Source organism: Mycolicibacter virginiensis (assembly GCF_022374935.2).
Taxonomy (GTDB): domain Bacteria; phylum Actinomycetota; class Actinomycetes; order Mycobacteriales; family Mycobacteriaceae; genus Mycobacterium; species Mycobacterium virginiense.
Genome location: NZ_CP092430.2, coordinates 4,035,715 through 4,062,329, shown reverse-complemented (window position 1 = coordinate 4,062,329; position 26,615 = coordinate 4,035,715). Strand labels below are relative to the sequence as shown.

Here is a 26,615-nt window from a genome sequence, read left to right as displayed (position 1 = left end):
TCTCCTCCGGCTGGCGCCGTCATCGTCATCGGGCTTCGGGCCTGCCGATGGCGTGCGGGCGTCCCGCGTCATGGGCACCGCTGCGCCGGATGAACGTCATCTTGCGGGTCCGCAGGCGCCAGCCGTCGGCGGTGCGCACGTAAGTGTCGTTGTAGTAGCCGATCCGCATGTCGTGGCTGGCGTGGTCGATGAAGCACAGCGGCTGGGTGCCGGTCGCGGTGTCGCCGTCCAACTCGATCACCGGCGTGCCGGTCATGAACAGGCCCTTGGGCGCGGCATCGACCAGCACCGGAAAGCGGTCCAGCGAGTAGGTTTCACCGAATGCGCTGTAAGTGCCGTCCGGGGTGAACACGGCCACCAGGCCGTCGATGTCGCCCTGGGTGATGGTCACCGCGTAGCGGGCCAGCGTCTGCTGGATCTCGACCAGGTCGTCAGTTCTTGTTGACATATACCTTGCCGCCTTTCATGACGAAGTTCACGTTGCGGGTGACGGTGATGTCGGCCAGGGGATCACCGGGAACTGCAATGACATCGGCCAGCAGCCCCTCGACCAGGCGGCCGCGGTCGGCTGCGTTGATGAGCTCGGCGGACGTCACCGTTGCCGCCCGCAGCACGGCGGCCGGCGGCATGCCCCACTCCACCAGGGTGACCAGCTCATCGGCATTGCGGCCGTGCGGGATTGCGGGCGCGTCGGTGCCGACGGCGATCTTCACCCCGGCCTCGTAGGCCGCCTTGATCGACGTGCGGGCCTTGGGGAACATCTCGGCGGCCTTGGCCTGCAGTTCGGCCGGCGCTTTGGAGACGTCCATGGCCTCGGCCAGCCGCCGGGTGGTGACCAGGAAGCGGTCGTTCTCGACGAGCATTGCGATGGCTTCGTCGTCCATCAGGAAGCCGTGCTCGATGCAGTCGATCCCGCAGGCCACCGCGTGTTTGACGGCCTCGGCGCCATGGGTGTGTGCGGCCACGCGCAGTCCCCGCCGGTGCGCCTCGTCGACGATCACACGCAGCTCTTCGTCCGAATAGTGTTGTGCTCCTGCCTCTCCAGTCAGCGACATGACACCGCCGGAGCAGCACACTTTGATCAACTGCGCGCCGTGTTTGATCTGGTAACGGACCGCCTTGCGGATCTCGTCGACACCGTTGGCGATGCCTTCCTCGACGGTCAGCTCCAGTACTCCCGGCATGAACGCCGCAAACATCGTCGGATCCAGGTGTCCGCCGGTGGGGGTGATCGCGTGCCCGGCCGGCACCACGCGCGGCCCCTCGAACCACCCGGCGTCGATCGCCTTGCCCAGTGCCACGTCGAGCAGGTATCCGCCGGTTTTGACGAACAGTCCCAGGTTGCGCACCGTGGTGAACCCGGCGCGCAGGGTGCGCCGGGCATTGCCCACCGCACGCAGCACCCTTGTCGGCGGATCGTCCTGCACCTGGGACAGGCCGGGGTTCTCGCCACGGCCGCCCATCAGCAGGTTGACTTCCATGTCCATCAACCCGGGCAGCAGGATCGAGTCGCCGAGATCGATGACCTCGTCGGTCACAGCGGTGCCCTCGCCGACGCCGACGATCCGGTCACCGTCGATATGCAGCACTCCGGGCCGGACGATTTTTCCGGCGTCGACGTCCAGCAGCCCGGCCGCCTTGAGCGTCAGCACCCCTAGATCACCGGCTCGCTGAGCAGTTCCACCCACGCCGCGCCGCTGTCCGGGACGCGCGGTTGCTTCCATGCCTCGATCGGGAACGACACCATGACGAGGGATTGCATGATGTGCATGAGAGTCTTTGCATCATCTGGCAAGTCGTCCAGCGGGAACTTATCGCAGTACGTAATGACGTCGTCCAGCATCGGGAACGCAACGTCGTAGAACTGCTGCATCTCGGCCATGGATGACGTCAGCCGCTTGGCGTAGCGGTCGGGCTCATGAGCCAAGTCCCAGTCCAAATAGGGCTCCAGGGCGGCGAACTCAGACGGCAGCGGCATCTTGGTACTCCTTCACGAAGTCGCGGTTCACCTTGTGCAGGTGGCGGATAAGGATCTCTTGGTCGCACAGCAGGAAGTCCTTGACGGCCTTGGTGCCGATCATGGTCTGGGTGGCTTCCAGGGTGTTGGCATCCTGTAGCGCGTACTCCTTGAACGTGACGGCGGCCAGCTCCTGGGCCAGGCGCTCGCGGGCATTCTTCGGCGGCACGAAGTACAGGTTGGCCTCGAAGGTGTGCTTGTCGACGGCAGTCGGCCAGTATTGGTAGGTCAGGTACCAACCTGGCTCCCAGATCAGCAGCATGAAGTTGGGGTAGAAGAGCCACGAGTCAATGCCCCACTGCGGCACTCGCTTGACGTTCACGCCCGGCGGCAGATCTTTGAGGTTGGCGATGAGATCCGGCTTGTCCCAGGGGCCGAACAGTCCGCTGCGCAGCACCTGGTCCAACGGCTTGACCATCGACATGTCGGGGGGCGGCGCCTGGCCACCCCATGTCGATTGCAGGCTGTGCGGCCCGGCCAGCTCGTAGTGCAGCGCTTCGTAGCCGAACTTCTGGATCTTGGCGGCTTCCTCCTTGGTGTACTGCCCCTGGTGCAGGATCGGCGCGTGGTAGAACTCGATGAACGCGTCGATGAAGAGCTTCCAGTTGCTGCCGACCTCGGCGCGGTAGGAGTAGGTCTCGGTCATCTCGCCGAACGGGTAGCCCTCGATCCCCTTGGCCAGCGGCCCGAGGTAGTCGGCAAGCGGCTGCGCGTTGTCGTCGAAGTTGACGAAGATGAAGCCTTCCCATACTTCGCAGCGCACACCGGCCAGGCCGTAGTCGGTCTTGTCGACGTTGAAGAACTCGTCCTCCTGCTGGACGAAGGTCAAGTCGCCGTCCAGGCCGTAACGCCAGGCGTGGTACTTGCAGGTGAACTGTCGGCAGGTACCGGAGGTCTCCTCGTTGGGGAAGTCGTTCCACACCAACTTGTTTCCGCGGTGGCGGCAGATGTTGTGGAAGGCGCGCACCACGCCGTCTTTGCCTTTGACGACGATGATCGAGGTGCCCTTGCACACCGAGGGCAGCTCACGGGTGAAGTAGCTGCCCGTCTTGGGGAGCCGTTCGACGCGTCCCACGTTGATCCACGTGCGCTTGAAGACCGCTTCGCGCTCGGCTTCGAAGAATGCGGGGTCGATGGAGTCGCTGTAATCGACTGGCTCGGTGCCCAGTTCGGGATAGCTCTGCGTCCAGCTGCCGGCAGCCGGCTTGGGGAAGTGCGCCACGGTACTACCTTTCTGATTCGGATTCTTCGTCAAGCTCAACGCCAAAGGTGTTGAATGCCATGGCCAACATGCTGTAGCAGCCGACCGTGAAGACGAGTTCCATCAGTTGTTGCTCGTCCAGGTGTTTGGCGAGGACCGCCTCGGTGGCGGGGGAGAGCCGGGAGGCCTCCTCGAGTTCGTCGGCTGCGTTCACCACGGCCTGGTACAGCTCATCGCGTCCCGTGCCGTGCTGCAGGTCTTCGATGTCGGAGTCGGTGAGGCCGGCTTCTTTGCCGATCGTGATGTGGTGCACCCACTCGTATTCGCAGCCGCGGCGGTGGGCGGTCCGCAGGATCGCAAGTTCGCGAAGGTTTCCGGGCAGCGTTGAGCGGTACAGCAGTTCGACATTGAATTTGAGAAAGGCCCGGGCCAGCTTCGGGTGGTGAACCAGCATGGTCATCGCCGACCCGGCGTCGCGGGGGTTGCGCCGATCGGCGGTCAGCACCTGGGCCAGCGCACGCTGGACCGCCTCCTCGTCCCACTGGGACTCCGACAGCGGAGTCAGGCGCATCGGTTCCTCCTCGTTTGCGAGAATCGCATTCTCATATTTGACCAACAGATTTCCATGTTTGACTCGATTGGTCAACACTTCGCCGTTTGTGCAGGTGGGGCGAGTAGGTGCAACGGTGCTCGCCGCGCCTGGTCGCGCCGCGGGCGCCGCAACACCGCGACCTTGCGCGAAGGTTGATTCTCCGAAAACGGGAAGATAGTTTTCATTGGAGACGTCGTTGGGGCGGCCCGCTGTGCCGCGCCCGGAACGGAGGATGGCCGTGCACAAGGACGACATGATTCTGATCAGCGTCGACGACCACACCGTTGAACCACCGGACATGTTCGCCAACCACCTGCCGCGCAAGTACCTCGACGACGCGCCGCGTCTGGTGCACAACGCGGATGGTTCCGACTCCTGGCAGTTCCGCGACGTGGTGATCCCTAACGTCGCGCTCAACGCGGTCGCGGGCCGGCCCAAAGAGGAGTACGGGCTGGAGCCGCAGGGCCTCGATGAGATCCGGCCCGGTTGCTACAACGTCGACGAGCGGGTCAAGGACATGAATGCCGGCGGGATTCTGGGCTCGATCTGCTTCCCGTCGTTCCCCGGCTTTGCCGGTCGACTCTTCGCCACCGACGACGCGGACTTCTCGGTGGCGCTGGTGCAGGCCTACAACGACTGGCACATCGACGAGTGGTGCGGGGCCTATCCCGGGCGTTTCATCCCGATGGCGATACCGGTTATCTGGGATGCGCAGAAGTGTGCCGACGAGGTGCGGCGGGTGTCCAAGAAGGGCGTGCATGCCTTGACGTTCACCGAGAACCCGGCTGCGATGGGCTACCCGAGTTTTCACGACGCGTATTGGGACCCGCTGTGGCAGGCGCTGTGCGACACCGACATGGTGCTCAATGTGCACATCGGATCGTCCGGGAAGCTGGCCATCACCGCTCCTGATGCGCCGATGGACGTGATGATCACCCTGCAGCCGATGAATATCGTCCAAGCCGCCGCGGATCTGTTGTGGTCGCGGCCGATCAAGCAGTATCCGGACCTCAAGATCGCCCTGTCTGAGGGTGGCACCGGGTGGATCCCGTACTTCCTGGAGCGCGTGGATCGCACCTACGAGATGCATTCGACCTGGACCGGTCAGGACTTCGGCGGGAAGGTTCCCTCCGAGGTATTCCGGGAGCACTTCCTGACCTGTTTCATCTCCGATCCGGTGGGTGTTCAGCTGCGCCACCTGATCGGTATCGACAACATCGCCTGGGAGGCCGATTACCCGCACAGCGACTCGATGTGGCCCGGGGCGCCCGAAGAGTTGTGGGATGTGCTGACCGCCAACAATGTGTCCGATGACGACATCAACAAGATGACTCACCAGAACGCCATGCGCTGGTATTCGTTCGATCCGTTCTCGCACATACCCCGTGAGCAGGCGGGAGTCGGCGCGCTGCGGAAGGCGGCCGAGGGCCACGACGTCTCGATCCGTGCGCTCAGCCACCACAAGGATGGCGATCGCCAGGCGAATGCGTTGATGGAGGCCGCGCGGTCGAACAGCTGAGTCGGTCCCGGCGGCCCGGGCAACATTGACGGGCACCGTCGCGTTATGAAATTCTATTCACCGGTTACGAGAATGGGATTCTCGGTTGTGAGAGGGAGCGAAACGGCTCGATGGATCCAGACACGATCGACTTCTTCACCGACCAAACGGTGGTCGGCGACCCCTACCCCTATCTGCGCGCGCTGCGTGAGCGGTCGCCGGTAAGCCGCGAGCCGCACCACGGCGTGATGATGGTGACCGGCTGGGACGAAGCGTGTGCGGTGGCCGGCAACGCCGAAGTGTTCTCTTCGTGTATCGCGGTGACCGGGCCCTTCCCTGGCTTCCCGGTACCGCTCGACGGCGACCTGGGGGGCGAGACCGTTGCGGGTCTGATCGACAAGCACCGCGACGAGCTGCCGTTCAGCGATCAGCTGCCGACCCTGGATCCGCCGACGCACACCAATCACCGCGCGTTGCTGATGCGGCTGCTCACCCCCAAGCGCCTCAAGGAGAACGAGGACGCCATGTGGGAGCTCGCCGATGCGGTGCTCGACGATTTCCTGGCGCCGGGCGCCGGTGAGTTCATCGGCGGATTCGCCGCCCCGTTCACCCTGCTGGTCATCGCGGATCTGCTGGGTGTCCCGGATGAAGATCGTGATGACTTCGTCAAGAACATTCAGCACAACGCCGGGGGCGGGATCGGCAGCACCGATGCCAAGGCGCTGGCGCACAGCCCGTTGGAGTTCCTCTACGCCACGTTCGCCGGCTATATCGCCGACCGTCGCAGTGCACCGCGCGCCGACGTGCTGACCGGCATGGCGGAGGCGACCTTCCCCGACGGTTCCATTCCGGACCCGATGGACGTGGCCAAGGTGGCCGCCAATGTCTACTCGGCAGGCCAGGAAACCACGGTGCGGCTGCTCGGTTCCGCGCTGAGGATCATTGGGGAGCGGCCCGACATCCAGCAGCGCCTCCGTGATGACCGCAGTCTTATCCCGAACTTCATCGAGGAGGTGCTGCGCTTCGAGAGCCCGGTCAAGGGGGACTTCCGGCTGTCGCGGGTGGACTCCGAGATCGGTGGAGTGCATGTCCCTGCCGGCACGACGCTGATGGTGCTGGCGGCCGGGGCGAACCGGGATCCGCGCCGGTTTACCGACCCTGAGACCTTCGACCCCGCGCGCTCGAATGCTCGTCAGCACATCACCTTTGGACGTGGTATCCACAGCTGCGCCGGTGCGCCGCTGGCCCGCGCTGAGACCCGCATCGCCATCGAGCGGCTGCTGGACCGCACCACCGACATCAGGATCTCCGACGAATTGCACGGCCCGGCCGGTGCGCGCCAGTTCCACTACATCCCGACCTACATCCTGCGCGGACTGATCCAATTGAACCTGGAATTCACCCCGGCTGAACGGCCGGCGCGATGAAAGCCTGGGTTGACCCGGATCGCTGTGCCGGACACGGCATCTGCACCACGATCTGCCCGCAGGTGTTCGCCATCAACGACGACGGCTACTCCGAGGTCACCGTCGGCGAGGTGCCGGCAGAGTTCGAAGACGCCGTCCGCGACGCCATCAAGCAATGCCCAGAACGTGCCATCGACGACGTCACCGACCATCAGGAGAGCTAATGGCGAACGCGCCTAAGGGATATATCATCTTGACCGAGGCCATCAAGGACCCCGCGGGCATGGTCGCCTACGGTAAGGCGGCGGGGCCGACGATGGCCAACGCCACCATCCTGGCCGTCGAGACCCAGCATGAGGTGCTGGAGGGCGAGTGGCACGGAAACCAAACCGTGGTGTTGGAATTCGAATCCGTCGACGCGGCCCGTGCTTGGTACAACTCCGAGGGTTACCAGGAGGCGGTGAAGCTGCGGCAGGCCGCGGCCGAGTGCAACGCGGTGATCCTGTCGGGATTCCCGGCGCGCTCCTGATCCAGAACCCGCCCTGCGGCGGGAAATCGCTTGCCCAGTGTGAATGTGGCGGCGTGACATCGGCGTGTCGCGTCGTCAGATTCACACTCGCGGTGAGGGCGCCTAGTCGTCGACGATCGCCAGCGCCTGGCGGGGGCAGCGACGGACCGCCTCGGCGACGTCGTGTTCGGTCTCGGCGGTGATGTCAGGCTTGAGAATGAAGAGGTTGTCGTCGTCATCGACGTGGAACACCTCCGGGTTGATGCCCATGCAGATCGCATTGGATTCGCACAGCCCGTAATCGACCACTACCTGTCGGCGTGACATCGACACCCCTAACGCAACACGCGGACGGGAACGTTCTTCCAGCCGGAGACGTTCTGCATGTGAACTCGTTGCAGGCCAGCCCAATCCACTTCGTAGCGAGGCATGAAGTCCAGCAGTCGCTCCAAGGCGATGACGCTTTCCATCCGGGCCAGCGCCGCCCCCAGACAGCTGTGGATCCCGTACCCCAGGCCCAGGTGTTGCGCCTGCGTCTGGTCTCGGTCGATGTCGAAAGTGTCGGGATCGGTGAACGCTTCGGGATCCCGGTTGGCCGCCGCGGCGATCAAGAACACCGGTTTGCCGGCCGGAATGGTGCCGCCGGCGACGTGGGCTTCCTTGAGGGTGTAGCGGACGTTGTACTGCACCGGGCCCTCGTAGCGCAGCAGTTCCTCGACTGCGGCAGGAACCTTGCTGCGATCGTCGAGGAGTTTCTGCCATTGGTCGGGCTGGCGGGCGAAGATCACCGCCGCGTTGCCGACCAGCTTGGTGACGGTTTCCGCGCCGGCGGCCCCGAGCAGCGAGGCGAATCCGGTGATCTCGATATCGTCGAGGCGCCGCATCTGGCCGTCTTCGCCGGGCATTTCGGCGGCGATCAGCCTGCTGATCATGTCGTCCTGCGGGTCGATGCGCCGTTCCTGGATCAGTCCGTAGTAGTAGGTCGCGGTCTCGATAGTGGCCTGCATACCGGCCTCGCTGACCTCGATCTGCCCCGGCTCACGGTGCAGCGAGGTGTCGATCCAATGCCGTACCTGTTGCCGGTACTCATCGGGCACCCCGGCCATCCGGGTGATGACCTCCACCGGGAACGGCCCGGAGAAGTCCTGCACCACGTCGAAACCGTTGGGGTCGACGGCGCCCAGGAACCGCTCGACCTGCTCGACGACGGTGTCGCGCTGGGCCTGAATCGCGCGCGGGGTGAAGGCCTTGTTGAGCAGGCTGCGCATATGCCGGTGATCCGGAGGGTCCATGAAGATGATCATCTTCTGCGGCGCCTCACCCGAGCGCACCATCGCGAGATCGCAGCCCCGGGCCGACGAATAGGTCTCGAAGTCCTTGAGAGCCGCCGACACATCTTCGTGGCGCGTCAGCGCGTAGAAGTCCTCTTCGGCGTTGTAGTACAGCGGCGCTTCCTCGCGCATGCGCCGATAGATGTCAAACGGGTTCTCGTAATACTCTTCGGAGAACGGGTCGAAGATGAGTTCCGCCTTGGTCATCGAACCTCCTCGGTGCGCCGGACGCTAGGCGAAGCCGACGCTGGGACGATGGACTATAACCGCTACTGTAAGACAAACGGCAGCTTGTCGGAAGGGGTCACCGCAGACCGGCCTCACCGGGGGTGGTCCATCAGCGACAGCGCCGCATCGGCGGCATCGAGCACCGCGCCGGGCGCAGCCCCGGCCCGCTCCGCCAAGTCGGACACCAATCGGACATCCTTTTGCAGCAGGGCTCCCGCCAGCCCGGCCAACCGGTCCAGAGTGCCGCCGGAACCCCGGATGCTGTTCAGCGCGAAGCTGTTCGCGCTGCCACCGGAGACCACCTCGGCGAGCCGGTCGGTGGCGACGCCCAACTGCTTGCCCAGAGCCAGCGCCGTCGCTGCAGTCCCGAGGTTGGCGGTGAACAACAGGTTGTTGAGCAACTTGGTTACTTGGCCGGAGCCGAGATCGCCCAGATGAACCACCCGGTCGGCATAGGTCTCGAACACCGGCCGGCAACGCTCCACGACGTCGGCTTCGCCTCCGGCCATCACCAGCAATGTGCCGGCCGCGGCGGCCGGGCCGCCCCCGCTCACCGGCGCATCGATCACCGAGACCTGCCGTTCGGCACAGTGTTGCGCCAACCGGCGACAGGTGTCGGGATGGACCGTGCTGTGAATCGCGATGATCCCGCCGGGCTGCAGGCCGGCCAGCACACCGTTGTCGCCCCGGACCACTTCCTCGACATCGGAGTCACCGACCACGCACAGGCAGACCAAGTCGCTCTGGCCGGCCAGCTTCGCGGGGGAGTCGGCGATGCGTGCCTCGGTGTCGGAGAAGGGTTCCAGTGTGCCGTCCCTTCGCGCCCACAACGTCGTGGCGTAGCCGCCCTCGACGATGCGCCGCGCCATCGGCGCGCCCTGGCTGCCCAACCCGATGAATCCGACGCGCATCAGCTGACCTCCGAGTCCCGCGCGATAACAGCGGTCGCGCAAACGTTGACGAATGACAGCACCGAGCGGTGGTATGCCGCGGCGCTGAATCCGAGGCTGAGATTGTGGCCCGCCTCGGGCTGCTGGTTGGTCGTGAAACTGTCTGCGACGGTGAAGATGTTGCGGATCTCGCGCTGCGCGTCGGGGCCGGACTCCCAGACCTTCTCGTGCTCGGCGAAGGTGAAGCGCACCGGCACCCGAACCTGTGCGGCCAGTGACGGAAAGTCCCGGCGTGGCCAACTGGCCACCATGTCGGCTTCATACGGTGCGCCCGAGGACGCGTTGGTGATCCCGCGTAGCACCGCCTCCGGATACAGCGAGGCGGGCTCCCAGAGCAGTTCGCGCAGACCGGCGGGCCGTTGGCCCGGAACGGCCGAACTCAATGCGGTGCGCGCAGCGTCCTGGTAGTGCAGCCCGGTGCCGGCCAGTTCCAGGCCCAGCAGGCCCGCGCCGCGATCGGCCGCGGCCATCCGCACCGCCAGCTCACAGCCGTTGGAATGACCCAGCACGAACAGCCCCGCGCCACGTGCCCGTTCCCCAAGGATCCGATCGACCGCCAGGTAGGCCAGCCGGACGCGTTGCTCGGGCTCGGTCATCGCCTCCGGATACAGCGCCGAGCTGCCGTAGCCCGGACGATCCAACGCGATCACGGTGTAGCCCTGCGCCGCACCGGTTCTCAGCAGTGACAGTGTGGGTTGTCCGGGGCAGTCGAAATAGATCGACGTGGTGCCGCCGCCGTGCAGCGCGACGATCACCGCATGCGGATCGGGGACCTCGGCGACCAGTGCCGACATCGGCACCCCGTCGGCGCTGACCATCCGCGGGCGCACCGTGGCGCTCACGAGTCGGTCCTCACGAGTCGGTCCGCAGCAAGATGACCCCACTCGGTGTCAGTCCGCCGCTGCTCGCCACCGCGACCCGGGCGCCGGGAACCTGGCGTTCACCGGCCTCACCGCGCAGCTGGGTGACGGCCTCGTGAATCAGTCCCATGCCATGCGTGCGGCCGTGCGAGAGCTGACCGCCGTGGGTGTTCAGCGGCAGCACCCCGTCGCGTGCGATGTTGACGCCCCCGTCCAGAAAGCTCTTCGCCTCACCGATGCCGCAGAAGCCCAGTGCCTCAATCCAAGACAGGCAGTTGAAGGTGAACCCGTCGTAGAGTTCGGCGACGTCGACGTCCGCCGGCCGCAACGCCGTGCGCGACCACAGGTGCGCGGACTGGCCGAGGACCTGCGGTTCGTGGGTCAGCGTGCTCTGGTCCCAGTCGGTTCGCTCGATGATCTGGGTGCCGACCGCCTCGACTCGGATCGGCGGCTTGGCCAAGTCGCGTGCCACGTCGACGGCCGACACAACCACCGCGACCGCGCCATCGCACGGGACGTCGCAGTCGTAGAGACCGAACGGGGTGGTGATCATCCGCGCGGACAGGTAGTCGTCCATGCTCATCGGATCGCGGTAGATCGCCGTCGGGTTGAGTGCGGCATTGGCCCGCTGGTTCAACGCGATCCAGCCGAGGGTCTCGCGGGTGGTGCCGTAGCGGTGGAAATGCCGCTGCGCATTGAGTGCCAGGGTGTGTGCCGCCGAGGTGGCGCCGAACGGCACCTGCCAGCTGTTCGTGCGCGGTCCGCCGGGTGGTGAGGCTTTGCCTACTTTCAGCAGCTCGTTGAATGTCGATTCCCACACGGTTCGGAAACACAACACGTGGCGGGCCAGCCCGGTGGCCACGGCCATCATCGCGGCAATGACGGAGCCGCTCGGACCGAAGGTGTCCATGCCGCCGTTGATCCAGGTCGGGCGGAATCCCAACGCGCCCTCCAGCGCCGAGACCCCGCCCTCACCCATGCCCGCGACGTCTAAGCCCGGGTACGTGGAGAGTCCGTCGATGTCCCCGAAGGTCAAGCCTGCGTCGGCGACGGCCGCCTGGCATGCCTCCACGGTCAGAGCCAGTGGCGCAGCCATGAGCCGACGGCCCAGCCGTGAAGCCCCGATCCCGGTGAGCGCCACCTTGTCCTCGAACTTGTCGGAGGTCACCATTGGGCGCACATGCTGTGCGTAGTCCTCGGGCGCGATCTCGTCGTCGGGGAGCGGCTTGGTCGCTGCATCTTCCGCACCGGCCGGTACGGGACGAAACAGCGGCAGCCAGACGTCCTCGATGTGCTCGAACGCCACCTCCACTTGCTGGCCCAGCTCGAGTTGATCAGGGTCGCAGTCGATGATGTTGGTGGTCAGTCGAACTCGTGGGTCTTCGTTGATCGCTACCTGGGCCACCACATAGGGCGCCGGCAGACCGGGCAGGCTGAATCGGTGGTTGACGGTGAACCCCGCCAGCGTGGCTCGCCCAGACACGTCGCGCACACCCATGTTCGTGCTGCGGCAATACCGGCACACCGGTTGTGGCGGATGGATCAGTGCGGCGCAGTCGACACACTTCTGCAGCCGTAGCACGCCATCAGCGCCAGCGGTCCAAAAGGATTCGTTCTCGGGGGTGACCGCGGGAAGGGGGCGCCCAGGTGTGCTCACAGGTCGTCCTCCGCGGTGATTTCGATGATGGCGTGCACCGGGCAATCCAGCAGAGCGCGCATGACGTCGTGCTCGTCGGCCTTCTCAACCGATCCGTCGCCGGTCAGGGATGCATATCCCCAGTCGTCCAGCGAAAAATGTTTGGGCGCGTGTTTGGCGCAATAGCCGAACCCGTCGCACAGCGTGCGGTCCAGGCGGATCTTCATGCCGTCACCTCCTCGACCTGGTAGGGACGCATCGCGTGGAAGGCGTCGCCACGGCAGGCGTCGCAGGCGCCGTCGAGGTGGCGCGCCACCAAGTCCGGAAATCGGGTCAGCAGGCTGGCGGCAACATTGGTGGCGCCGTCCAGCGTGCCGCAGGCGCCGCGCCCGGGCAGCACACCGGCCCACCGTTGCAGCCGCTGCACATCCTCGGCGGTCGCGACTCCGTCCCGCAGCGCTTCGGCGACCGCCGCCATAGCCACGGTTCCGTTGAAGCACGACCCACACTGCCCGGCGTTCTCCCTGCCGAAATAGGCCAACACCGCGGCCGCCACCGCGACCGGGCAGTCGTCGGTGAGGACGGAGATCGCCCCGCAGCCCAGACCGCAGCCGCTTGCGCGCAGCGACTCGTGGTCGAGGGTGGCCTGCAGCGCTTCACAGTTGAGCAGACCGGCGAAGTAGCCACCCATCAGGACACCACGGACCTGCTCGGCTGAAACCCCGTGCACGCTCAGCAATTCGGCGATCGCGACGCCATGCGGTAGCTCGTAGAGCACGGGAGGCCTCCCGCCGCCGCTGACTGTGGCCAGGAAGGTGCCCGGCGACGACGCGGTCCCGTACGTGCGAAACGCGTCCGCGCCATGCCGTTGCAGATAAGGAAGGTTCGCCAGCGTCTCGACATTGGAGACCAGGGTCGGCAGCGCACCGATTCCCTGTTGGTAGGGGCGGGGTGGTTTGTCCGTCGGTTTGGCCGGGCCGCCGTTGATGGCACGCACCGCTGCGGTCTCCTCGCCGGCCACGTAGCCCGCCTCGACCGTGAAAACCGTGATCGACAACCCGCCAAGGATTTCCGGGCTGATCTCGGTCAATGCGTTCTCGACGCTACGGGCTGCCCACGCATCGGAGACGTAGACGTAGGCGCGACGTGCCGCAACAGTCGCGGCGGCCAACCGCAACCCGTCCAGCACCAGATGGGGGCGGTTGCGCAGCAGCCACCGGTCCTTGAACGAAGCTGGTTCGCCCTCTTCACCATTGGCTACCACCACGGTGTCGTGGCCGCGGCGGGCTCGGACGCGCACGGAACGCAGTTTGACTCCGAGCGGGAATGCCGCGCCGCCGCGGCCGAGCAATCCGCTGCGTTCCACCTCTGCGAGAAATTCGTCCGGGCCCGGCAGCGGTTGATAGCCGCCGCCGGACAGGTATTCCGTCGCGTCCTCGACGCCGGACTGCAGGCGAAGCAGCCGTGGCGGGCAGCTCGGCCAGGCGGCCACGGTGATCGTTTTGGCGTCCGGTGTGACCGTGCTGTTGGTCGTCATTGACACCTCTTTTGGCTAGGCTCGCGGACGTGAGAACAGCGGTGGTGCGACTCGACGTCGACCCGGCCGGGAAGCTGATGCCCGAGCATCTGACGGCGGGAATGACAACGCTGCGAGAGCTGGCGGGCCAAGCCGGTGTCGACGTGATCGATGCCGACATTGCCGCTATGCCGGTGGGACGGCGCCACGTACGGTTGCTGATCGCCGGAGCCGAAGAGGACGTCATCGATATCGGTATGCGGCTGTGCGCCAAAGCCTTCGACACGATGCCGACGCCGGGCGTGGTGACCTACCTGAGCAGAGGTACCGATGACGACGTGCACGGGGTACTGGCCGGGCTGGGACTGTCCGGTGAGATCGCCCGCACGTCGGGGCCCGATGGTCTCGACATCGTGCAGGTAACCTTGGCGGAGCCGGATCTGCAGCGGGTCGGCGAAAGTCGGATCCACACTGCGCTGGAGGCATCGCTGAACTGCGAGGTTCACATCCACACCCGCTGAGATCATCAGCGGCCCAGGAATTCCAGGATCGCCGGGGCGGCCTGCACCCACGTGTCGAACATGTTGAAGTGGCTGACTTTTCCTGAGGCCCGATCTTCAGCAGCCCGCTCCCAGGCGTCTTCAGGCCACGGTGGGTCGATCAGCTCGGATCCCTTGATCAGGCAGTTGACCTCCAATGAGGTGCGCTTGGGGTGGTCCCAGTCGTTCTCGCCGCCGCGGATGATCAGCGTGGGAACCGTGATTCGGTCGAACATCTCGTCGTCCACGCCGGGAATCGTCTGGCCCGGCTTGGAGACGAATGCGTTGAGCCAACGCAACATCACCTTGAGGAACGCATCACCGTCCAGGTCGAGCAGTCGTTGCTTGTTGTTCGGGTTCTCCTCGATGCGCTCCTGCCACTCACGGACGCCCAGCAGGGCCGCCGGCCCGCCGCCACGCGCGGCCAGGATGCTGGGCACCACGTAGTAGGACCCGAGTACGAAGGTGCCGTAGATGCCGCCCACGATGTTCCACAGCGCCAGCTTGGTGACCAGCTCCGGATAAAGCATGGTGGTCAGGATCGAGTCACGTGCGCCGCCCGAGCCGCCGGCCAGGATGACCGGCCCGGTCTGAAGGGCGGTGAGCAGTCCGTGCAGCGTCTCGGCTCGCATGTGCGATTCGGACTGGCCGTAGAACTGTACGTCGGACGCGCCGCAGTTGGGACGGTCCCACAGCAGCACCCGGTAGCCGCCCTCGACGAGCGCGTCGGCGAGCGGGCGTAGTCCGGGAATCTCCTTGGAGAACCGGCCGCCGGGTGTGAGGACGATCAGATCACCGGCCGTGCCGAGGATTTCGTAGACAACGTTGCCGGCGTTGACTTCGATAGAGGCCACCGAAAGCTCCTGTGTGTTAGGCCTGGACGAGGACGTCGTTGCCGACTACCCGCACCGGGTAGGTGCGGATGCTCCACTCCGGTTTGACCGCGGTCGTACCGGTGGCGAGTTCGAAACCCCACTGATGCCACGGGCAGTAGATGTATTCGAGGTCGCGGACCATGGCGGCGTCGCCCGGGATCTCCTCGTCGACGACGGTGCGCCCGCGCAGCCGGCCAGAGCACAGCGGACCGCCCTGATGCGGGCAGAAGTTCGCGATTGCGTAGAACGTCCCGTTGATGTTGTACACGCCGACTCCGTGATGCCCGATCGGCACGAGTTTGTGTGTGCCGGGCGGGATTTCATCGATCGTGGCAACAATGTGCTCGCGGCCCTGGGCCAGCCGGGGCCGCTGCTCGTCCTGACTCATCTAGAACACCCGCACCTGTCCCTCGAGGGCCGGGACCGTGTCGGGAAGGTGGTAGGTCTGCAGTCCGTTCTTGAACATCACCGCTTCCCGGGCCGCCTTGGGTAGGTGTTTGACCAGCCAGCGCGGGTCGTCGAAGGTCCAGTGCGGGTAGTCCGAGGAATAGAGCAGGATCTTCTCGCACTCCATCCATTCGAGGGCCCGCGAGAGTTCGGTCTTGTCCTCGGGGTAGTCCAACGGCTGGGTGGTGAATTTGATGTGGTCCTTGACGTACTCACTCGGCTTGCGCTTGATGTCCACCCATGACTTGCGGGCCGCATAGATGGCATCCATCCGCCACATCAGCGGCAGGATCCAGGTGAAGGCGTGTTCGACGAGCACGATGCGCAGGTTCGGGTGCCGGTCGAAGACCCCGTCGAAGACCAGGCTCATCACCTGGTTCGCCGCCAGGAGTGAGTAGGTGACCATGAAGTCGTGGTTGTAGCTGGGCATTCCTACCGGCGGCATCGGCAGTTCTTCGTGATGGCTGCGGGAGAGGTGGCAGCTCACGGTGATGTTGTGTTTGGTGGCTGCCGCCCAGATCGGGTCGTACTTGGGGTCGCCCCACGCGGGCCGTGGTTCGGCTTTGATCAGGATCTGTGCCATGTAGGGGTGGCCGGCCCACTTCTCGATCTCGGCGACCGCGCCCGCTGGGTCCTCGATCGCGGCGCAGATCGAGCCTCGCCAGCGCTCGTGCCAGTTGTTCTTGGCGTCGAGCCAGTGGTTGGCCTGCCAGTCGTTGAGTGCGGACGACATCGCCTGCTGTGCTTCGGGAATGCGGGCGGGGTAGGCGGCGGGCTCGAGGATCGCGTAGTCGGCTCCGGCTTCCATGATCAACTGTTTGAAGGCCAACTCCGGGTCGCTTCCCGGGAATTCGCCGTCGGCCGGGAAGGCGTCAACGCGCATGGCGTAGGCGTGTGCGTAGTCGGGGGCGTCGTAGTAGATCTGTTCGCCGACCCGGCGGGGCAGAAAGTACTTGCTGCGCCAGGGTTCGGGCAGGTACTGCACCAGATCGCCGCGCCGAGGCACCGGGTGAACGTCCGAATCCACGCATCGCACGGCGATTCGCTCGGCGGCCGGCTTACGTTCGGTAGCTGTCACGGTCATCGTGAACTCCCTCGGTCCTACTGCTCTCTAGTGTGCGCCCGCGATGGCTGGTACGGCAGGGACTTCTATGCCGTAGAGCTCACTGGCGTTGCGCCAGCACAGCTTGTCGCGTTGTTCGGCGCTGAACGCGTGCGGAATGGTCAGTTCGTTGCGTTGCCAGTGCGGATAGCTGGATCCGTACATCACCATGTCGTCTTTGCCGGTGAAGCCGAACCATTCCCCGGCGAAATCGGTGTCCCCGGGGCCGTCCATGGCGCCCTGCACGAAGTAGACGTGGCCGGGCAGGTAGTCACTCGGCATCTTCGGCGCCCACGGCGTCTGCTCCAGGTGTGGCCGGCCGAAGGTATCCATCCGCCAGATGAGCGGTGTCAGTAGATCCGCGGCGCCGTCGGCCCACACGAACTTCAGCGCCGGCATCCGCTCGAAAACGCCCTCGGCGATCATGTTCATCAGGTGGTAGAGGTAATTGCACGCCATGAAGCTGACGTACTGCTCGTAGGTGCGGGGAACGCCGGACGGTGTTGGCGAGGCGGAGATGCCTGAACCCACTTCGATGTGCGCCACGACCGGTAGGCCGGCGTCGATGGCCGCCTCCCACAGCGGCCAGAACTGTGGTTTGCCGAAGAGCTCCCGGGATTGCAGTGGTACGCCGATCTGCACGACCCGGGGGTGGTCCTTCCACCGCTCGATCTCGCGCAGCGCGCCGGCGATGTCGTCCGGATTGACTCGGATGGTGCCCCGGAAGCGCTCGCCGTACTGGGGGTGGTCCAGCCAGCGTGACACCAGGATCTCGTTGTGCGCCGCGGCGATCGCCGATCCAAGATGCCGGTCCGGCATGACTCCGCGGGTCATCGGGTGCAGCACGGCCACGTCGACCCCGCGTTCGGCGAACAGGTGTTGGGCGACTACCTCGGGGTCCGACCCGGGGTATGGGCGCTGCGGGCCGTCGGTGCCTGGTGCGTACTCGCCGCCCGGCGCGCCGTACCAGTCCATCTCGTAGTCGGGGAAGCCCCGGCTCTTGAACGGTTCGCGCATGAAGCTGCGTAGGTCGGCGTTGGACGTCGCAAAGATGTGCACACTGGCGTCGATGACGGGCGTGCGCGTGCCGTCCGGGTGCTCGATCATCAACGCCGCCCTTCGTCGTACCGCCCGCCGGGCACTGTGGTGCAGTCACCGTGCCGCCCGGCCCCCCGGTGAAGACCATTGTATAGCTGTATTCTTTGTACGCAAGAACAAGGTTCTCATTCCGGCGAGCGTCCGGCGCCCGCGGGTGCTGGGGCGCTGGGGCGATCGCCAGGGCGTTGCGCAGCGATGACAAGGCACCTCATGGCGAGATCGTTACATCCGTTAACGAGAATGCTATTCTCAATCGGCGCTTGGGAGAGGTGGCTGTAATGCTCTTGGAGTTCGACGAAGATCAGCGACTGTGGCAGGGCACGGTACGCGATGTGGTGGGCAAACAGTGTTCGCCCTCGTTGGTGCGCAGTGTGGCCGAAGGCGAGGAAGGCGGCGCAGTCGACGCGCTCTGGAAGGTTTATGTCGACCTGGGCTGGACCGAGTTGCACGAGCCGGAAACCGCGGTAGAGCTGGCGATCGTCCTCGAAGAACTGGGCCGCGCCACGGATCCCACCCCGTTCCTGGCAACCATGACCCAGTTCGCTCCGCTGGTCGGTGAACACCACAACCCGGACGGATCCACGGGCGCGGCGGTGTTCAGCGGGGTGACTGCGCACCGCAACGCCGGCGGCTGGGTGCTGGAGGGAACCGCCCTGCATGTCCTGGACGGCGACCGCGCCGATCGGCTGGCGGTGGTCACCGCGGCGGGCGTGTTCTTGGTCGACGCCGGTGCGGTGACGACGCGCAAGTCGGCCGTCTTCGACCCGACGCTACATGTCAGTGACGTGTCGTTCGCCGGAGTCGAGGTGCCCGACAGCGCCCGGCTCCGCGTCGATGTAGAGCGGGCCCGCCACGTCGCGCTGAGCGGAATGGCGATGACGACGGTCGGCGCCTGCCAGCGCATTCTCGACCTGGCGCTGGAGCATGTCCGTAGCCGGCAACAGTTCGGGGTGCCGATCGGTTCCTTCCAGGCCGTCCAGCACAAGGCCGCCGACATGCACGTGGCGATCGAACGCGCCCGGGCGCTGGCCTATTTCGCCGCGCTGACGATCGCAGTCGATGACCCGCGGCGGCGGATGGCGTCCGCGATGGCCAAGGCTGCCGCCGGGGAATGTCAGTCGGTGGTTTTCCGGCACGGGCTGCAGCTGTTCGGTGCGATGGGATTCACCTGGGAGAACGACCTGCAGTTCGCACTCAAGCGGGCCAAGGCAGGGGAGCTGATGCTCGGTGGTGCCGCGCAGCACCGAGCCGCGATCGCCGAGGAATACCTTGCAGCTCGCATTTGATCCCGAGGTCGAGGAATTCCGCGCCGAGTTCGCGGCCTTCCTCGACGCCAACCTGCCCCCCGAGGCCGACACCATGGAGCGACCACGTTCGGTGTCGCACATGCCGCAGTGGGCGCGCCGCTGGCAGCGTCTGCTGTTCGACAACGGCTGGTTGTTGCCCGGCAATCCGCCGGAGTTCGGTGGCCGCAACGCCACCCTGCTGCAACAGTTCGTGCACCTCGAGGAGCTGTGCCGGCGCCGCATTTATCACAGCTTTAATCCACAGGGTGTGAATATCATTGCGGCATCGCTGCTTTCGTTCGGCAGTGATGCGCAGAAGCAGCGCTGGGCGGTGCCGATTCTGCGCGCTGAGATCACCGCCTCGCTGGGCATGAGCGAGCCGAGCGCGGGATCGGACCTGGCGTCCTTGCGGACCCGGGCGGATCGTGACGGGGAAGACTTCATCGTCAACGGCCAGAAGGTGTGGACCTCGGGGGCGCATGACGCCGACGTGCTGCTCACCTTCGTTCGCACCGATCCCGATGCGCCCAAACACAAGGGCATCAGTGTGCTGGTGATCCCCACCGACACCCCGGGAGTGGTGCGTCGTCCGTTCCCCACCATCTGCGGGATCGACGACAAAGACTTCAACGAGGTCTTCTTCACCGATGTACGGGTGCCGGCGGAGAACCTGGTCGGTCCGCTGCACGGTGGCTGGCGGGTGGCCAACGGCTCCCTGGGCCACGAACGCACCATGATGTGGCTGGGTTTCGCCGACCGGCTGGACAACATCATCGCCGACTTCCACCCCGAGGGTGCTCTCGAACGTGACCGGTTTGCCACGGCGGTCATGGACTATCAGGCGCTGCGCCTGCTGGGGTCGGCAGCGCTGGCGCGCGCGGCGCGTGGCGAGGAAGACGTGGCCGCACTGTCGGTGCTCAAGTTGCTCGGCTCCGAGGCCGAGATGTTCGCCTCCGGTCACGCGCTGGATGCGGCCGGAGTGGACGGTCTTGTGCACCCTGCGAATTCGGGCCCGTATGCGCCGATGAACCTTGACAGTTACTTCGCCAGCTGGTTCGAGCGGCATGCCCGCAGCTTCTCCGGCACCATCGCCGGGGGCACCTCGGAGATCCACCGCAACATCATCGCTCAGCAGGGGCTGGGCCTGCCCCGCGGCTAGCGCGAGATCGGTACCGCGAGCAGACATAAAAGCGCCCTATTTTCGGCTTGAAATGGGCGCTTTTATGTCTGCTCGCGCAAGGAACGTCAGTCGATGACGACCTGTTCCTTGAGCTCGGTGATCGGCCGGGCGCACTCCTGCTCGTCGCAGATCCGCTGCAGCTTCTCCAGGGTCTCGTCCAACCCCGGCCCGAGCCGCTTACCCGGGGTGAAGGTGGCCGGCAGGTTCCGCATACCCTGGATGACACCGATGGTGTCGTAGTGCACCGCCCCCTCGGGGTCGCACTCATAATCGGGCATCCGGTCGAGCACCGCGGTCAGCATCGACTTGAAAACTGTGCGCGCCACGTTGGAACCGATGCAGCGGTGCACCCCTAGGCCGAAGCTGAAGTGCCGGTTGCCTTTACGGTCCATGATGACGCGGTTGGGGTCTTCGAAGATCGCCGGGTCGCGGTTGGCCATCGCCCACGACAGCCACAGTCGCTCGAACTGTTTGAACTGCTGGCCCTCTACCTCGACATCTTCGGCGAATGTTCGGCCGTCACCGGGTGCGGGGGTGAAGAACCGCAGGAACTCCTCGGTCGCCGGGTCCAGCAGTGTTGCGCGTTCCTGGCTGAGTCGGGTGCGTTCCGCCGGGTTCTGGCCGAGCCATTCCAGTGCGTGTGCGGTCAGTGCGGTGGTGGTGTCGAATCCGCCGCCGATGACCAGGCCCAGGTTGCCCAGGATCTCGATGTCGGGTGCGGGCTCGCCGTCGATGCGCAACTGCAGCATGGCGTTCACCAGGCCCGGGCGAGGGTTCTCCCGGATCTCCATCATGTTGTTGATGATGTCGATGCCCATTTCGCGATGCTGCTCGTTGATCTTTTCGCGATCGGGTGAGTGCTCCGGGGTGTACACCGAGGCGTGCGTGGGCTCGCTGTAGACGTTCCACTTCTTGAGTTCGATGCCCATCATGGCGAGGGTGAACACTGCGGGAACCACATTGGCCAGGTGCTCGACAAAGTCGATGTGTCCCGACTCGATGTGCTCATCGAGTGCGGCGCGGGTGATCTCATCTACGAACGGAATCCACCGCTTGATCGCCGCGGGGGACAGGTACGGGTTCAGCGCGCCACGGTATGCGCTGTGCTCGGGCTCGTCCATCTCCAAGATGCCGCCGCGCACGACGGTCGCGCGGCTGGCCTTGGGGATGGTGATGCCCTGGAAAGGAGTTTCCCCGCTGATGTCGTGATGGTTGGAGACGACGGGGCAGCGCGCCAGTTCGAAGACGTGCTTGCTGTCGGCGGCCACCCAGTGTCCGTTGTAGGTGGGACTCCACGCCATCGGGCACTTGGCGTGCATCTCGGTGGTGATCTCGTCGAAGCGATCACGGTACTCCGGGGTGTGCCGATCGAAGTAGAAGGTGTTCTTCTTGCGATCTTCGGCTGCATCGTCGTGGCCGGTCGCGGCCAGGGAATCGTTGACGCTCAAGGAATCCTCCCTAATTCATTCCTCGATGAGAATGGCTTGTTCGGGGCAGGAGTGTGCGGCCTCGCGCACGGCGTCCTGCTGATCGGCCGGAACCACCTCGGATACCGGCGAAGAGGTGCCGTCAATGTCGTTGAGCACGAAGGAATCGGGCGCGATCATCGCGCAGAGCGTGTGGCCCTGGCACCGCTGGCCGTCAACGGAAACCTTCATGTTATCGCTCCTTTCAACCGATTTCGGTCCGCTGCGAATAGTCGGGCGTCATCAGACGTGGTAGTCGTACCACTTCAGGTATCCGCCGGCGTCCACCCGCAACTGCATGCCGGTGACGTAGCGGGCCTCCTCGGAGGCGAGCCACAGCACCGCGTTGGAGATGTCCTCGGGTTCGATGAACGGCACCTTCATCGCCTGCTGGACGTAGAAGACCGGTTCGGCGTCGGCGCGGGTGGGGTGTTCCAGGTCGGGCCGGAAGGAGCGGTACATCGGCTCGCTCTGCAACATGTCGGTGTTGCAGTTGGTCGGGTGGATGACGTTGGCGCGGATGCCGCGCACCGCCAACTCCGTTGCGAGATCATGCACGTACTGCGCGATCAACCGCTTGGAGGTCATGTAGGCCATCCCGCCCGGGTCGCCGCCCGGGTTGGCTTTCTGGTGGGCGTCCATCAATGCGGCCGCCGAGGAGGTGGCGATGATCGAGGCGCCCTCAGACAGGTGGGGCAGCGCGACCTGAATCCCGTTGATGGTGCCGACCAGGTTGGTGTTGATGACGTCGGTCCAGGCCTGCAGCGGCGGGTTGCCCTTCATGCCGGCCACACCCGCCTGCGCCACAACGATGTCGAGCTTGCCGAACTCGGCCAGGCCGGCGTCGAGCGCGGTCTTGAGCGCCGCCGCGTCGCGCACGTCGGCCTGCGCGGTGACAATGCTGCGCCCGGTCTTCTCGACCAGCTTGGCGGTCTCCTCGAGGTCTTCGGGTCGCGCCATCGGGTAGCCGATCGTTTCGATGTCCTGACACAGGTCGACGGCGATGATGTCGGCGCCTTCCTCGGCCAGTCGCAGTGCGTGGCTGCGGCCCTGTCCGCGGGCTGCTCCGGTGATGAATGCGACCTTTCCGGCAACGCGTCCCACTGCTGTTCCTTTCGTTAGTGCTCCTGCACGCCGTGGCGTAGCGAAATGTGGTGAATGTCAGGTGTTTCGGCCGCCATTGACGCCGAGGATCTGTCCGGTGATGTAGCCGGCCTCCTCGGACACCAGGAACGCGCAGGCCGCCGCGATGTCTTCAGGCTGTCCCATGCGCCGCACCGGGGTCTTGGCGATGTTGTCCTCGATGTTGCCGAGGAACCCTTGCCGATCGGCGTTGCGCAGCATGGGGGTGTCGATGAAGCCCGGCGGTACGGCGTTGACCGTGATACCACTCGGCCCGTACTCCAACGCCAATGTCTTGGTGAGTCCGTTGACGGCGGACTTGGCCGCAACATAGTGCGCCATATAAGGAGTCCCGGAATGGGTGCTCGACGAGGAGATGTTGACGATGCGACCCCAGCCGGCCTCGATCATGTCGGGCAGCACCGCCTGAACGGTGTGGAAGACACCGTTGAGGTTGATGTCGATGATCTGCTGCCAGTCCTCGAAGCTGATGTGGCTGAACTTTTTAAACCCGTCTTTGCCGGCGGCGTTGACCAGGATGGTGACCGGCCCGAGCTGTTCGCGGATCTGCGTCAGCGCGGCGTCGATCTGTGCGCGATCGGTCACGTCGGCGGCGAAGGCACCATCTTGCCCGTGTTCATGCGCCGGCCCCAGCTTCGCCTCTCCTCCGTCGAGGCTTGCTGAACCGCCGTCGGGCTTGAGGTCGATGATGGCCACCCGGTGGCCCGCGGCGCGTAATCGGTTCACGACTGCCGCACCGATACCCGAGGCGCCCCCGGTCACGACAGCAGTCCTCACGAGGCCCGTCTCGGTCACAAAGAATCTCCTTTCCGAGCGTTGAGAATCGTACTCTCGTATATCGGATTCTGGCAAGGCGCGCCGGCGGGGGCTCCTAGCAGCGAAAATGCCGTAGCTGCATTAACTCTCGCCGTAGAACGGCAGGTTGCAACGCTTTTCGGGCGGCCTTGAGTTCTCACATATGAGATGTATGATTCGCCGCAGATGAGAACCTAGTTACCCGTCTGGAGGCTTGATGCGTTCGCAGGACACAGCAGGGACCACCGCCGATAGCTCCATGGGACAGGTTGTCGACCGGCGACTGCTGATCAACGGTGAGTTGGTGGAGGCGGACACCACGTATGCCTCGCTCAACCCGGCCACCGGCGAAGTCCTGGGCTATGCGCCCGAGGCCGGCGTCGAGCACGCGGTCGCGGCCGTCGCGGCGGCCCGTCGGGCCTTCGATACCGGTGAATGGGCCACCGACACCGCACTGCGGATCCGCTGCCTGGACCAACTGCACCGTGCGCTCGTCGAGCACCGTGACGAACTCGCCGCACTGACCATCGCCGAGGTCGGTGCTACCCCGGCGCTGACCCAGGGTGCACAGCTGGACCAGCCGATCGCGATCGTGCGCTACTACGCCGATCTGCTGAAGAACTATCCGATGACCGAAGATCTCGGCAACGTCGAGAGTCGCGGAATGCTGCATCACCGTTGGGTGGAGAAGGAAGGCGCCGGCGTCGTCGGCGCGATCATCGCCTACAACTACCCCAACCAGCTGGCCCTCGCGAAGCTCGCGCCCGCGCTGGCCGCCGGCTGCACCGTGGTGCTCAAGGCCGCGCCCGACACCCCGCTCGTCACTCTCGCGCTCGGCGAACTGATCGCCAACCACACTGATATCCCTGCCGGGGTGGTCAATGTGCTCAGCTCGTCGGACCCCGCGGTCGGTGCCGTGTTGACCACCGATCCTGACGTGGACATGGTCACCTTCACCGGGTCCACCCCGACTGGGCGGGCGATCATGGCCGCTGCCAGCGGGACGCTCAAGCGGGTCTTTTTGGAGCTGGGCGGCAAGTCCGCGGCCATCGTCCTCGACGACGCCGACTTCAACATGGCCGCGGTGTTCGCCGCGTTCTCGATGGTCACCCACGCCGGCCAGGGCTGCGCACTGACATCGAGGCTGCTGGTGCCCAACAGCCATCACGACGAGATCGTCGAGATGATCAAGACCAACTTCTCCCACGTGCGCTACGGCGACCCGACCGACCCCAAGACCTACATGGGCCCGCTGATCAGCGCCAAGCAACGCGACAAGGTCGACGGGATGGTGCAGCGTGCGGTAGCCGCCGGTGCCACGCTGGTGACCGGCGGCGAGAAGGTCGACCCCGGCTTCTTCTACACCCCAACGCTGTTGACCAACGTCGACCCGGACAGCGAGATCGCCCAAGAGGAGGTCTTCGGACCCGTCCTGACGGTGATCGGCTATGGCGACGACGATGATGCGGTGCGGATCGCCAACAACTCGATCTACGGACTGTCCGGTGCTGTTTTCGGCAGCCAGGACAGGGCGCTGGCGCTGGCCCGCCGGATCCGGACCGGAACATTCTCGATCAACGGCGGCAACTACTTCAGTCCCGACGCTCCCTTCGGGGGATACAAGCAGTCCGGCATCGGCCGCGAGATGGGCATCGCCGGACTGGAGGAATTCCTGGAAAGCAAGACATTTGCCGTGCCGGTTGCCGGAGCAGGCGGATGAGGCCGCTCGAGGGCGTTCGCGTCCTGGAAGTCGCGATGTACGGGTTCGTCCCCTCGGCCGGTGCCGTGCTGGCGGAGTGGGGTGCCGAAGTCATCAAGGTCGAGCACGCGGTGACGGGTGACCCGCAGCGCGGGCTGCGCCAGACCGGCATGTTGCGGGTCGAGGGCGACCCCAATCCCAACATCGAGCACGCCAACCGCGGTAAGCGCAGCATCGGTCTGGACGTGTCGACGCCCGAGGGGCGCGAGGTGTTGCTCGAACTGGCGAAACGCGCAGACGTCTTTCTCACCAGTTTCCTTCCCGGTCACCGCAAGAAGTTCGCCATGGATGTCGAGGACATTCGTGCGGTCAACCCGAAGATCATCTACGCGCGCGGCAGCGCGCTGGGTCCCCGCGGCATCGAATCGGAAAAGGGCGGCTATGACATGACCGCCTTCTGGTGTCGCGCCGGTACCGCCGCCACCATCACCCCGCCCGGCATCGAGGGCATGATCGGCCCGCCCGGACCCGCCTACGGTGACACCATCTCCGGCACCAACCTGGCCGGCGGTATCGCGGCGGCGCTGTTCAAGCGTGAGCGCACCGGCGAGCCGTCGGTGGTCGACGTATCCCTGCTGGGCAGTGGCCTGTGGGCCATGGGCCATACCGTCGCCTTGACCAGTCATCTGGGTGAGCGCCTGATTCAACAGCCGCCCGGCGTGCATGGTTCGCCGATCAACCCGCTGGTGGGGGTGTACGCGACCGCCGACGAGCGCTACATCTCCTTTGTCATGATGCAGCCCACCAAGTTCTGGGCCGACGTGTGTCAACACATGGAACTGCACGACTACATCGACGATCCACGGTTCGCCACCGCACAGTCCTTTGCCGAGCACACTCCGGCGGCCGTGGAAATCCTGCGCGCGGCGATGGCCAAGCGGACGCTCCCCGAGTGGAGTGAGCGGTTCGCCACGCTGGCCGGCCCGTGGGCGCCGGTCCAGGACACTCTGCAGGCCGCCCAGGACGCACAGATCCGTGCCAACGAATACATCGTGCAGGCAGGCGAACTCGAATTGGTCGCCAACCCGGTGCAGTTCGACGTGACCGCACCGAGGACCGGTGCGGCACCCGGATTCGCCGAGCAGACCGACGAGATCCTGGCCGAGCTCGGCCTGGACTGGGACCGCATCATCGAACTCAAGACCGTCGGCGCGGTCACCTAGGCGACCGGGTAGCAGCAAG

General features: G+C 65.4%; 28 protein-coding genes and 1 pseudogene. 9 read left to right on the top strand and 20 right to left on the bottom strand.

What is annotated here, in order from left to right:
• Positions 1-25: 25 nt before the first annotated feature.
• Genes MJO54_RS19765 through MJO54_RS19745 form a run of 5 tightly spaced genes read right to left on the bottom strand, consistent with a single transcriptional unit; the run spans position 26 to position 3,789 of the window.
• Positions 26-448: a nuclear transport factor 2 family protein gene (locus MJO54_RS19765; protein ID WP_046282781.1), complete on the bottom strand. Its 423-nt coding sequence runs from the start codon at positions 446-448 to the stop codon at positions 26-28.
• Entirely contained in the window at positions 432-1,652 is a 1,221-nt protein-coding gene (locus tag MJO54_RS19760; protein WP_105294627.1) for a metal-dependent hydrolase family protein, read from the bottom strand. Before MJO54_RS19760 ends, MJO54_RS19765 begins: the two co-directional genes overlap by 17 nt.
• A 2-nt stretch (positions 1,653-1,654) precedes the next feature.
• Positions 1,655-1,978: a hypothetical protein gene (locus MJO54_RS19755; RefSeq protein WP_065153065.1), complete on the bottom strand. Its 324-nt coding sequence runs from the start codon at positions 1,976-1,978 to the stop codon at positions 1,655-1,657.
• Complete coding sequence (locus tag MJO54_RS19750) at positions 1,962-3,239, bottom strand: aromatic ring-hydroxylating oxygenase subunit alpha (protein WP_046282784.1); 1,278 nt, start codon at positions 3,237-3,239, stop codon at positions 1,962-1,964. Before MJO54_RS19750 ends, MJO54_RS19755 begins: the two co-directional genes overlap by 17 nt.
• Before the next feature lie 4 nt (positions 3,240-3,243).
• Entirely contained in the window at positions 3,244-3,789 is a 546-nt protein-coding gene (locus MJO54_RS19745) for a carboxymuconolactone decarboxylase family protein (protein WP_065153130.1), read from the bottom strand.
• Positions 3,790-4,048: 259 nt separating this feature from the next.
• Here MJO54_RS19745 and MJO54_RS19740 point away from each other — a divergent pair, with 259 nt between their 5' ends.
• The 4 genes from MJO54_RS19740 to MJO54_RS19725 all read left to right on the top strand — a co-directional run bounded on the left by MJO54_RS19740 (position 4,049) and on the right by MJO54_RS19725 (position 7,243).
• Positions 4,049-5,329 (top strand): amidohydrolase family protein, encoded by a 1,281-nt coding sequence (locus MJO54_RS19740; protein WP_046282816.1) that lies wholly within the window; start codon positions 4,049-4,051, stop codon positions 5,327-5,329.
• 110 nt (positions 5,330-5,439) lie between these two features.
• Entirely contained in the window at positions 5,440-6,735 is a 1,296-nt protein-coding gene (locus tag MJO54_RS19735) for a cytochrome P450 (protein WP_046282785.1), read from the top strand.
• Positions 6,732-6,938 (top strand): ferredoxin, encoded by a 207-nt coding sequence (locus tag MJO54_RS19730; protein ID WP_046282786.1) that lies wholly within the window; start codon positions 6,732-6,734, stop codon positions 6,936-6,938. Before MJO54_RS19735 ends, MJO54_RS19730 begins: the two co-directional genes overlap by 4 nt.
• Positions 6,938-7,243 carry a DUF1330 domain-containing protein gene (locus MJO54_RS19725; protein ID WP_105294626.1) on the top strand — a complete coding sequence of 102 codons (306 nt, stop codon included), beginning with the start codon at positions 6,938-6,940 and terminating at the stop codon, positions 7,241-7,243. Before MJO54_RS19730 ends, MJO54_RS19725 begins: the two co-directional genes overlap by 1 nt.
• Before the next feature lie 102 nt (positions 7,244-7,345).
• Here the strand turns inward: MJO54_RS19725 and MJO54_RS19720 are convergent, their stop codons facing one another.
• From MJO54_RS19720 to MJO54_RS19690, 7 genes and pseudogenes are all read right to left on the bottom strand, one after another.
• The gene (locus tag MJO54_RS19720) at positions 7,346-7,549 is read right to left on the bottom strand and encodes a ferredoxin (RefSeq protein WP_046282817.1); all 204 of its coding nucleotides are present in this window, start codon (positions 7,547-7,549) and stop codon (positions 7,346-7,348) included.
• Between the two features lie 8 nt (positions 7,550-7,557).
• Positions 7,558-8,760 (bottom strand): cytochrome P450, encoded by a 1,203-nt coding sequence (locus MJO54_RS19715; RefSeq protein ID WP_046282788.1) that lies wholly within the window; start codon positions 8,758-8,760, stop codon positions 7,558-7,560.
• A 113-nt stretch (positions 8,761-8,873) separates the two neighbouring features.
• Positions 8,874-9,692 (bottom strand): NAD(P)-dependent oxidoreductase, encoded by an 819-nt coding sequence (locus tag MJO54_RS19710; protein ID WP_046282789.1) that lies wholly within the window; start codon positions 9,690-9,692, stop codon positions 8,874-8,876.
• Positions 9,692-10,549, bottom strand: coding sequence for an alpha/beta hydrolase (locus tag MJO54_RS19705; protein WP_064889964.1), 858 nt, complete (start codon positions 10,547-10,549; stop codon positions 9,692-9,694). Before MJO54_RS19705 ends, MJO54_RS19710 begins: the two co-directional genes overlap by 1 nt.
• Before the next feature lie 34 nt (positions 10,550-10,583).
• The gene (locus tag MJO54_RS19700; protein WP_240175365.1) at positions 10,584-12,248 is read right to left on the bottom strand and encodes a thiolase C-terminal domain-containing protein; all 1,665 of its coding nucleotides are present in this window, start codon (positions 12,246-12,248) and stop codon (positions 10,584-10,586) included.
• Positions 12,249-12,265: 17 nt separating this feature from the next.
• Positions 12,266-12,454, bottom strand: a pseudogene (locus tag MJO54_RS19695) (ferredoxin); the annotation flags it as partial.
• Positions 12,451-13,764, bottom strand: coding sequence for an NADH-ubiquinone oxidoreductase-F iron-sulfur binding region domain-containing protein (locus MJO54_RS19690; protein WP_240175364.1), 1,314 nt, complete (start codon positions 13,762-13,764; stop codon positions 12,451-12,453). The pseudogene MJO54_RS19695 and the gene MJO54_RS19690, both read right to left, overlap by 4 nt.
• Before the next feature lie 29 nt (positions 13,765-13,793).
• Between MJO54_RS19690 and MJO54_RS19685 the strand changes: the two genes are divergently transcribed.
• Positions 13,794-14,264 carry a hypothetical protein gene (locus tag MJO54_RS19685; protein WP_240175363.1) on the top strand — a complete coding sequence of 157 codons (471 nt, stop codon included), beginning with the start codon at positions 13,794-13,796 and terminating at the stop codon, positions 14,262-14,264.
• A gap of 5 nt (positions 14,265-14,269) precedes the next feature.
• Here the strand turns inward: MJO54_RS19685 and MJO54_RS19680 are convergent, their stop codons facing one another.
• From MJO54_RS19680 to MJO54_RS19665, 4 genes are read right to left on the bottom strand one after another with little or no spacing between them, the layout of a single operon-like run.
• Positions 14,270-15,136: an alpha/beta fold hydrolase gene (locus MJO54_RS19680; protein WP_046282794.1), complete on the bottom strand. Its 867-nt coding sequence runs from the start codon at positions 15,134-15,136 to the stop codon at positions 14,270-14,272.
• Positions 15,137-15,152: 16 nt separating this feature from the next.
• Positions 15,153-15,545 (bottom strand): Rieske (2Fe-2S) protein, encoded by a 393-nt coding sequence (locus MJO54_RS19675; protein ID WP_105294625.1) that lies wholly within the window; start codon positions 15,543-15,545, stop codon positions 15,153-15,155.
• Positions 15,546-16,688 (bottom strand): amidohydrolase family protein, encoded by a 1,143-nt coding sequence (locus tag MJO54_RS19670; RefSeq protein WP_240175362.1) that lies wholly within the window; start codon positions 16,686-16,688, stop codon positions 15,546-15,548.
• 27 nt (positions 16,689-16,715) lie between these two features.
• Positions 16,716-17,813 carry an amidohydrolase family protein gene (locus MJO54_RS19665; protein WP_205843404.1) on the bottom strand — a complete coding sequence of 366 codons (1,098 nt, stop codon included), beginning with the start codon at positions 17,811-17,813 and terminating at the stop codon, positions 16,716-16,718.
• A gap of 269 nt (positions 17,814-18,082) precedes the next feature.
• Between MJO54_RS19665 and MJO54_RS19660 the strand changes: the two genes are divergently transcribed.
• Both MJO54_RS19660 and MJO54_RS19655 read left to right on the top strand, forming a co-directional pair.
• Positions 18,083-19,090 (top strand): acyl-CoA dehydrogenase family protein, encoded by a 1,008-nt coding sequence (locus tag MJO54_RS19660; protein ID WP_105294622.1) that lies wholly within the window; start codon positions 18,083-18,085, stop codon positions 19,088-19,090.
• Positions 19,074-20,249, top strand: coding sequence for an acyl-CoA dehydrogenase family protein (locus tag MJO54_RS19655; RefSeq protein ID WP_046282799.1), 1,176 nt, complete (start codon positions 19,074-19,076; stop codon positions 20,247-20,249). The genes MJO54_RS19660 and MJO54_RS19655 overlap by 17 nt, the downstream gene beginning before the upstream one ends.
• Positions 20,250-20,335: 86 nt before the next feature.
• Here MJO54_RS19655 and MJO54_RS19650 read toward each other — a convergent pair whose 3' ends face one another.
• The 4 genes from MJO54_RS19650 to MJO54_RS19635 are packed head-to-tail and all read right to left on the bottom strand — an operon-like array spanning position 20,336 to position 23,656.
• Positions 20,336-21,718: a cytochrome P450 gene (locus tag MJO54_RS19650; protein WP_046282800.1), complete on the bottom strand. Its 1,383-nt coding sequence runs from the start codon at positions 21,716-21,718 to the stop codon at positions 20,336-20,338.
• A gap of 15 nt (positions 21,719-21,733) precedes the next feature.
• Complete coding sequence (locus tag MJO54_RS19645; protein ID WP_024440885.1) at positions 21,734-21,928, bottom strand: ferredoxin; 195 nt, start codon at positions 21,926-21,928, stop codon at positions 21,734-21,736.
• Positions 21,929-21,979: 51 nt separating this feature from the next.
• Positions 21,980-22,840 (bottom strand): mycofactocin-coupled SDR family oxidoreductase, encoded by an 861-nt coding sequence (locus MJO54_RS19640; protein ID WP_046282801.1) that lies wholly within the window; start codon positions 22,838-22,840, stop codon positions 21,980-21,982.
• Positions 22,841-22,897: 57 nt separating this feature from the next.
• Positions 22,898-23,656 (bottom strand): SDR family NAD(P)-dependent oxidoreductase, encoded by a 759-nt coding sequence (locus tag MJO54_RS19635; protein ID WP_046282819.1) that lies wholly within the window; start codon positions 23,654-23,656, stop codon positions 22,898-22,900.
• A 235-nt stretch (positions 23,657-23,891) separates the two neighbouring features.
• On the opposite strand from MJO54_RS19635, the gene MJO54_RS19630 reads away from it, so the two are divergent.
• Both MJO54_RS19630 and MJO54_RS19625 read left to right on the top strand, forming a co-directional pair.
• Positions 23,892-25,394 carry an aldehyde dehydrogenase family protein gene (locus tag MJO54_RS19630; RefSeq protein WP_046282820.1) on the top strand — a complete coding sequence of 501 codons (1,503 nt, stop codon included), beginning with the start codon at positions 23,892-23,894 and terminating at the stop codon, positions 25,392-25,394.
• Positions 25,391-26,596: a CaiB/BaiF CoA transferase family protein gene (locus tag MJO54_RS19625; protein WP_046282802.1), complete on the top strand. Its 1,206-nt coding sequence runs from the start codon at positions 25,391-25,393 to the stop codon at positions 26,594-26,596. Before MJO54_RS19630 ends, MJO54_RS19625 begins: the two co-directional genes overlap by 4 nt.
• The last annotated feature ends 19 nt before the right edge of the window (positions 26,597-26,615 follow it).